6 protein-coding genes are annotated in these 7,435 nt (G+C 75.6%); 1 reads left to right on the top strand and 5 read right to left on the bottom strand.

The window, feature by feature from the left end; translation table 11 throughout:
* Positions 1-3: 3 nt before the first annotated feature.
* The 4 genes from EPD83_RS14525 to EPD83_RS14510 all read right to left on the bottom strand — a co-directional run bounded on the left by EPD83_RS14525 (position 4) and on the right by EPD83_RS14510 (position 3,060).
* Positions 4-642 (bottom strand): class I SAM-dependent methyltransferase, encoded by a 639-nt coding sequence (locus tag EPD83_RS14525; RefSeq protein WP_128366897.1) that lies wholly within the window; start codon positions 640-642, stop codon positions 4-6.
* Between the two features lie 58 nt (positions 643-700).
* Positions 701-1,291, bottom strand: a complete 591-nt coding sequence (locus EPD83_RS14520; RefSeq protein WP_128366898.1) for a GNAT family N-acetyltransferase — start codon at positions 1,289-1,291, stop codon at positions 701-703.
* A gap of 6 nt (positions 1,292-1,297) precedes the next feature.
* On the bottom strand, positions 1,298-2,008 hold the full coding sequence (locus EPD83_RS14515) for a VOC family protein (RefSeq protein ID WP_128366899.1): 711 nt from the start codon (positions 2,006-2,008) through the stop codon (positions 1,298-1,300).
* Positions 2,009-2,115: 107 nt separating this feature from the next.
* Complete coding sequence (locus EPD83_RS14510; RefSeq protein WP_235950623.1) at positions 2,116-3,060, bottom strand: TIGR03619 family F420-dependent LLM class oxidoreductase; 945 nt, start codon at positions 3,058-3,060, stop codon at positions 2,116-2,118.
* Between the two features lie 46 nt (positions 3,061-3,106).
* On the opposite strand from EPD83_RS14510, the gene EPD83_RS14505 reads away from it, so the two are divergent.
* The gene (locus EPD83_RS14505) at positions 3,107-4,834 is read left to right on the top strand and encodes an aminotransferase class V-fold PLP-dependent enzyme (RefSeq protein WP_165566761.1); all 1,728 of its coding nucleotides are present in this window, start codon (positions 3,107-3,109) and stop codon (positions 4,832-4,834) included.
* On the opposite strand, the gene EPD83_RS14500 is transcribed toward EPD83_RS14505, so the two are convergent.
* Positions 4,812-7,370, bottom strand: a complete 2,559-nt coding sequence (locus EPD83_RS14500) for a non-ribosomal peptide synthetase (RefSeq protein ID WP_165566760.1) — start codon at positions 7,368-7,370, stop codon at positions 4,812-4,814. The genes EPD83_RS14505 and EPD83_RS14500 overlap by 23 nt on opposite strands.
* Positions 7,371-7,435 lie beyond the last annotated feature (65 nt).

The following is a 7,435-nucleotide window of genomic DNA, read 5'->3' as shown; positions in this document are numbered from 1 at the left end:
CCGTCACCGTGTCCCCACGCGGACCTGGACGTGTCCGCCCCACCGGCTCCAGGACCCGGTGACGCGCAGGTCGCGCTCGAGCAGCCGCCAGGGGTGGGCCTCGATGTCGGCCCCGCCGAGCCCGCAGGCCAGACGGGCCAGCGGCCAGGTCCAGCCCCAGCGCCCGGTGGGCCGGGCCATGTCGACGACGGCGACGCGGCCGCCGGGCGCCAGGACGCGCAGGATCGTCGCCCACGCCGACTCGACGTCGGCGAGGAGGGAGAGCGAGTAGGTGGCGAGGACCACGTCGAACCCGACCCCGCCGGACACGAACTCTCCACCGGCCGCGCCGGTCGCGAGGACGTCGGGGGCGCAGGCGTCGCCCTGCACGAGCCGCAGCTGGGGCAGACGGTGGGGCGCGGCCTTCGCCCGCACCCGGTCGAGCATCGCCGGGCTGCGGTCGAGACCGACGACGAGCCCGTCGGGCCCCACCCCGCGCAGCAGCCACGGCAGGTTCAGGCCCGTGCCGCAGCCGACGTCGAGCACCCGCTCACCGGGGCGCAGGTCCAGGGCCGCGAGCGCCAGGCGCCGCCCCACGCCGTACACCGGCTCGCCGGACAGCACGTCGTACGTCCGGGCGGTCAGGCTGCCGTACCGGTCCATCGCCACCTCCGCCGCCAGTCTGCCGCGGACCGCCCGCGCGTGAGCCCGGGCCGCGGGCTCAGGCGGGGTCGACGGTGCGGACCATGACGCAGTTCTTCAGCCCCTTGGGCCGGACGTAGGTGAACCCCAGCCTCTCGTACAGGCGGCGGGTGCCGTTGTAGAGGAAGGAGGAGGACATCTTCTTCGTCTGCTCGGTGAGGTCGTGCGGGTAGCTCTCGACGACGCCACCGCCGGCCTGCGCGATGTGGTCGAGGGCGCCGGTGATCGCGAGCTCGGTGACCCCCCGGCGGCGGTGCCGCTTGTCGACGAAGACGCAGGTGATCCGGTAGTCGGGGTCGGACTCCTTCTCGGCGTCGTACTGCTTGCGGTGGTGGATGGTCGGCAGCTCGGTGGGCGTGCCGTACTCGGCCCAGGCGACCGCCTCGTCGCCGTCCATGACGAGGGCGGCGTGCGCCTCGCCCTTCTCGACGTAGGACCTCTTCAGGGCCCGGTTGGCCTCGGCGCCCTGTCCGCGCTCGGGGCCGTCGGGGTGGAACCAGATGCACCAGCAGCCACCGAAGATGCCGTTGTGGCGCTGGACGAGCGCGTCGAACGCGTCCCAGGTGTCCGGGCCCAGCGGCACGACGCGGTAGGTGGGCTCCTCGGGCATGTCGGCTCAGGCCTGCGGCGCGGCGCCGACGTCGGTGCAGAGGACGCCGCGGTTGCCGTCGGGGTCGGCGAGGACCGTGAGGCCGGGTGCCCCGCTGTCGTCGACGACGGTCCCGCCCGCCGCGACGGCGGCCGCGACCCGTTGCTCGACGACCTCGGGGGCGACGTAGACCTCGACGTGGAAGCGCTGGTGCGGCGTGGCCTCGTCGTCCGGGGCGTCCCCGAACCACAGGTTGGGCGACCGGCCGGAGTCGTCGCGGACCTCGTCGCCGGGCGTGCCGCGGCCCTGCGCCTGCGGGTCGCCGCTGAGCAGCGCGGCCCACATCGGCGCCACCCGCCCGGAGTCGGCCGTGTCCAGCCCGAGCTCGACCATGCCCACCGCGCCGGGGTCGGCGGTGAGCCCGTGCTCGGCCGCCACCGCGGTGATGCGGGCGGCGAGGTCGAGGTCCTGGCGGGTGACCCACTGCACGACGTGCTCGGTGCCGTCGTCCTCGCGGTAGATGGCGTCGTCGCTGACGAGCTTCAGGTCGACGTGGCCGCGGTCCATCGACACCGACGGGTGGTGGCCGAGGGCGTCACCGGCCTCACCCACCGCGACGACGAAGCGCGCGCCCGCCGCGAAGTCGTCGACGAGGTACCGCGCGTGCAGCCCCTGCGCCAGCTTGCGCCACTCGGTGAGTCCGGCCGCGCCGATGCCTTCCCCCAGGATCATGTCCATGCCCCGGCACCCTAGCGGCGGGCACCGACGGGGTCGAGGGCCCGCGCGGGTCGACGCGTGGAGGGGACCCGGGAGGTCGACGACCTCGGAGTCACGCCCGAGCCCGGTCAGCCGGCAGGCGGGGCGCAGGCCTCGAGCACCCGGTCGGCGAGAGCCAGGGCCTCCTCCGGTGCCACGCCCGGCGCGTGCAGGGCGGGCGCGAGGTTGAGGTCGAGGAACACCTCGGTGACGCCCTGCTCGCCGAGGGCAGCGACGTCGGCGCGCACCTGCTCGGCGGTCCCCTGGAACGGCCGACGGTCGGGGCCGGCCGGGGTGTCGCGCAGGTCGGGCACGGCCCGGACGAGGACGCGCACCGCGTCCACGTCGCGGCCGGCGTCGCGGGCGCCGTCCCGCACGACCTGGACGTCGCGGGCGATGCGGGCCAGGTCGTGGCCGCTGCTCCCGATCCAGCCCTGGGCCAGCCGGCCCGCCCGGTACAGCGCGGCCGGGGCGGTCCCGCCGACGAGCACCGGCGGGTGCGGCCGCTGCACCGGCGACGGCGCGACGTGGGCGGGCGGGACGGTGTAGAAGTCGCCGTAGAACTCGACGGGGTCCTGGGTCCACAGCGCGACGAGGCAGCGCAGGTACTCCTCGAACCGGGCACCGCGCCGCGCGAACGGCACCCCGGCCGCGGCGTACTCCTCCGGCAGCCAGCCCATCCCGACACCGACGGTGAGGCGCCCCTCGCTCAGCACGTCGAGGGTCGCCATGGCCTTCGCGAGCACCATCGGCGGCACGAACGGGGCGCAGACCGTGGCCGTGCCGAGTCCGACGCGGGTGGTGTCCGCCGCCGCCAGCGTGAGGGCGAGCACGGGGTCCAGCACCGAGGCGTGCCCGGGGCCGAGGTCGCGCCCGACCGGGGAGAGCAGCCGCTGGAAGGTCCACAGCGAGGCGTACCCGAGCTCCTCGGCCCGACGGGCCACGTGCCGCACCCCGGCCGGCGTGGCCCACGGACCGGACACCGGGAGCCCGACGCCGAGCGCGACGCCCCCGTCCACCCCGCCGCCGCTCACTCCGCCGACCGTACAGAACCGGCGGCCCCGTGGGACCCTGGGCGCCATGACCGACCGTCGTCTGCCGAACCCCCGCGCCGAGGCGCTCGTCGCCCGGATCCGCGAGTCCGTCATCGGCGAGGACCACGTGATGGAGACCCCGTACGGGCGCCGCCGGGTCACCTACGCCGACTACACCGCGAGCGGGCGGGCCCTGACCTTCATCGAGGACTTCGTCCGCGACGAGGTGCTCCCCGCCTACGCCAACACCCACACCGAGTCCAGCGGCACCGGGCTGCAGACGACCCGGCTGCGCGAGGACGCCCGCCGCATCGTCAAGGAGGCCGTCGGGGGCGATACGGACACCGTCGTGCTGTTCGCCGGGTCCGGCTGCACCGGCGCCATCTCGACGATGGTCGGCGTCCTCGGGCTGCGGGTGCCGAGCGCCCTGGAGGACCGGTGGCGGCTGACCGACGCCATCCCCGCCGACCAGCGGCCGGTCGTCCTCATCGGCCCCTACGAGCACCACAGCAACGAGCTGCCGTGGCGCGAGACCATCGCCGACGTCGTGACCATCCGCGAGGACGCCGACGGCCGCATCGACGAGAGCGACCTCGAGGCCCGGCTCCTCGAGCTCTCCGGCCGCCCGCTCGTCATCGGCTCCTTCAGCGCCGCCTCCAACGTCACCGGCATCGTCTCGGACACCTACGGGATCTCCGCGCTGCTGCACCGGCACGGCGCCCTGGCCTTCTGGGACTTCGCGGCGGCCGGGCCCTACGTCGACATCGAGATGCAGGCGCCCCCGGGCGGTGACCCGCTCGCCTACAAGGACGCGGTCTTCCTCTCGCCGCACAAGTTCATCGGCGGGCCCTCGACGCCCGGGGTGCTCGCCGCCCGTCGCGAGCTGTTCACGAACCGGGTGCCGGTCGTCCCCGGCGGGGGCACGGTGACCTACGTCAACGCGGACGTGCACGCCTACCACCCCGACCCGGAGCACCGGGAGGAGGGCGGGACCCCGGCCATCGTCGACGCCATCCGCGCCGGGCTGGTCTTCCAGCTCAAGCAGGCCGTGGGGGTCGACACCATCCGAGCCCGTGAGGAGGACTTCCTCGCCCGCGCGGTCGCGGCCTGGACGCGGGAGCCGGCCATCGAGATCCTCGGCAACCTCGAGGCCGACCGGCTCTCGATCGTCTCCTTCGTCGTGCGCGCCCCGACCGGGCGGCACCTGCACCACAACCTCGTCGTCGCCCTGCTCAACGACCTCTTCGGGATCCAGTCCCGCGGTGGCTGCTCCTGCGCCGGGCCCTACGGCCACCGGCTGCTCGGCATCGACCTCGAGCGCAGCCACGCCCTGGAGCGCGGCATCGCCGGCGGCTGCGAGGGCATCAAGCCCGGCTGGGTCCGGGTGAACTTCAACTACTTCATCTCCGACACCGTCGCCGACTACGTGGTCGAGGCGGTCCGGATGGTCGCCCGCGACGGCTGGCGGCTCATCGGCGACTACACCTTCCACCCGGAGACGGGCCTGTGGCGGCACCGGGAGGGCGTCGTCGAGCCGCCGCTACGCCTCGCCGACGTCGTCTACGGCGAGGACGGGACGGTCTCGATGCCGCGCAGCGAGGTCCGCGGAGGCGAGGAGATGCTCGCCGAGCACCTGCGCGAAGCCGCCCGGATCCTCGCGGCCGCCTCCCCGCCGGACCTCACCGCCGCAGGCGAGCAGCTGTCGGCGGACTTCGAGGACCTGCGCTGGTTCGACCTTCCCGCCGGCGCCGTCACGCCGGCCGGAGCCCGCTGACCCGCTCGCGCACCGTCCGCGCCGCCCGGGTGAGCGGGCCGGTCCACAGCCACCAGTAGCCGACCCCGACGGCGAGCGAGGCGGCAGTCGCGAGCAGCGGCACGTCCAGCGGCCACAGCACCTGCAGCAGCTGCCAGTGCGCGAGGTAGACGTACAGCGACGCCGCCGCGAGCACCCGCAGGGCCGGGACGAGCGCCGCCGGCACGCGCGTCACCGGGACCCACAGCAGCACGAGGACGACGGCGGCGGTGAGACCGTCCCGCAGGGCGTTGTGCGAGAACGTCATCACCATGACGAGGACGACGCCGGTGAGCAGGACGTGCTGCGCCCGCGTCCTGGCCCGGGCCAGCGCCCAGCCCAGCAGGACCAGGTGCAGGACGACGAGCGCCGAGCCGTGCATGTGCGGGACCGGCAGCGGCAGCACCGGCCACCGCAGCAGCGCCCAGGCCAGCACCGAGAGCGCGAGCGGCAGACCGAGCGGGAAGCGGGCGTCCAGGGCCGCGACCGGGCGGGTCCGCACCAGCGCGGCGACGAGCAGCAGTGCGGCGACGAGGGCCTCGACGAACCAGAACCGCCACGGCGGGCCGAGCCGCTCCTCCCCGAACACCCAGTTGAGGAGCACGAGGTTGCGCGGCTCGTACAGGCCCATGGCCAGGTGGGCGAACGCGACCACCGCGACGGTGGGGGCGACGACGCGGCCCGCGCTCGCGAGCAGCCGGCGGGCGCGGGTCCGGGGGTCGGGGTCGGCCAGCTGGAAGCGCGCCAGCTGGTACCCGGCGATGACGAGGAGGGCGTTGGCGCTGCCCTGCAGGGTGAACAGGTCGGCGTGGGTGCCGACGACGAGGACGATGGCGAGCGCCCGCAGCCAGACGCTCGACTCGACCGTCCGGGTGAGGGGGCGCGGGCGGGCGGTCGCCGGCTGCCGGGGGGCGGGGGTGCGGGACGGGGTCCGCGCCCGCAGCCGCTCGAGCGCGCCGACGGAGGTCGTGTGCCAGGACGGTGGCAGGTGGCCGAGGTGCTGCTCGAGCCGCAGCGAGACCTCGACGTAGGAGAGGGAGTCGCCGCCCAGCGAGACGAAGGTGTCCTCCGGGCCGACGGGACGTTCGAGCAGGCGGGCGTAGAGGGCGGCGACGTCGTCCGCGCCACCGGCGTCCTCGGCCGCGTGCGGCCGGGTGTCGAGGAGCGCGAGGACGGCGCCGTGGTCCGGCTTGCCGTTGACGAGCCGGGGCAGATGCTCGACGCCGGCCACCCGCACGGCCTGCGCCGGCACCCCCGCGGCCCGGGCCGTCGCCCGGCGCACGCGCTCGCGGGCCGGTGCCGTCGTCGCACCCTCGGCCGCGACGGCGAGCAGGCCGTCGCGCCCGGCCACGAGTGCGGACTCGCCGGTCTCGGCCAGCCGGCGCTCGACGACGTCGAGGGCGACACGGTGGCCGAGCACCTTGACGAACCGGGCCCGCCGTCCGGTGACCCGCAGCAGCCCGTCCGGGCCGATCTCGCCGAGGTCGCCGGTGCGCAGCCGCCGCACGCTGCGCCCGAGGGCGAGGTCGGCCGGGCCCTGTGCGTACCCGAGCATGACGTTCGGGCCGTCCAGGACGATCTCGCCGTCCTCGATCGTCACGGTGGACCCCGGCACCGGCCGGCCGACGCTGTCCGGGTGCGTCGCCGCGAGGTCGGGTGGCAGGCAGGCGATCCGGGCGGTGGCCTCGCACTGCCCGTACATGACGCACAGCTCGAAGCCGCGCCGCCGTCCGAGCTCGGCGAGGGCGTGGACGCGCTCGGGGTCCATCCGCCCGCCGGCCGAGGTGACCCGGCGCAGGCGGGGCAGGTCCCGGCGGTCGAACCCGCTGCGGTCGAGGAGCTCGAAGGTGTGCGGGACGCCGGGCAGGGTCGAGACGCCGGCGTCGCGGGCGGCGGCCCAGAAGCAGTCGTCGACGACCGAGGCCTCGGTGAGCAGCACGGCGGCCCCGGCGGCGAGGTGGGTGTGCAGCACCGACAGTCCGTAGCAGTAGGAGAGAGGCAGGACCAGGGCCGCGCAGTCGTCGGGCCGGGTCCCGAGCGCGGCCTCGATCTGCGCGGCGTTGGCGGCCAGGTTGTCGGCCGACAGGCGGACCAGGCGCGGCGAGCCGGTGGACCCGCTCGTGCTGAGGAGCAGGGCGAGGTCGGGGTGCAGGTCGTGCACGGAGCGGTGGCGGCGCTCCTCGACCCCGCCCGCGGCGTCGAGGACGACGTCGGGGTCGTAGGCCGCGGACAGCGCGTCGGCGGTGTCACCGGCAGCCGCCAGCAGGACGACGTGGCCCGCCTGCTGGGCGCCGAGCAGCGCCACGACGGACGCGGTGGTGGTGCGCCCGCGGACGAGCACGAGCCGGCGCGGGCCCGCCAGCCGGGCGGCCAGGGCGTCGACCCGGTCCGCGAGCCCGGCGTAGGTGACGGCGCCCTCGGGGCTGTGCAGCGCGACCCGGGTCCCGTGGGAGCGCAGGTCGCGGAGCCACGGAAGCGGGGCGGTCCCCCGGTGAGGGCCGGTGGCGAGGGCGGTCACGGCGACAGTGAATAAGGTGAGGCAAACCTAAGTCAAGTCGCACGACCCGATTTCCGCCCCAGTCG

The sequence above is a fragment of the Phycicoccus flavus genome, from assembly GCF_004025965.2.
Taxonomy (GTDB): domain Bacteria; phylum Actinomycetota; class Actinomycetes; order Actinomycetales; family Dermatophilaceae; genus Phycicoccus; species Phycicoccus flavus.
This window is presented reverse-complemented; position numbering and strand designations above follow the sequence as displayed.

Excerpts from the sequence above, each read along its gene's own strand:
- EPD83_RS14505 (WP_165566761.1), top strand. The coding sequence starts at position 3,107 with ATGACCGACCGTCGTCTGCCGAACCCCCGCGCCGAGGCGCTCGTCGCC.
- EPD83_RS14520 (WP_128366898.1), bottom strand. The coding sequence starts at position 1,291 with ATGCCCGAGGAGCCCACCTACCGCGTCGTGCCGCTGGGCCCGGACACC.
- EPD83_RS14525 (WP_128366897.1), bottom strand. The coding sequence starts at position 642 with ATGGACCGGTACGGCAGCCTGACCGCCCGGACGTACGACGTGCTGTCC.
- EPD83_RS14515 (WP_128366899.1), bottom strand. The coding sequence starts at position 2,008 with ATGGACATGATCCTGGGGGAAGGCATCGGCGCGGCCGGACTCACCGAG.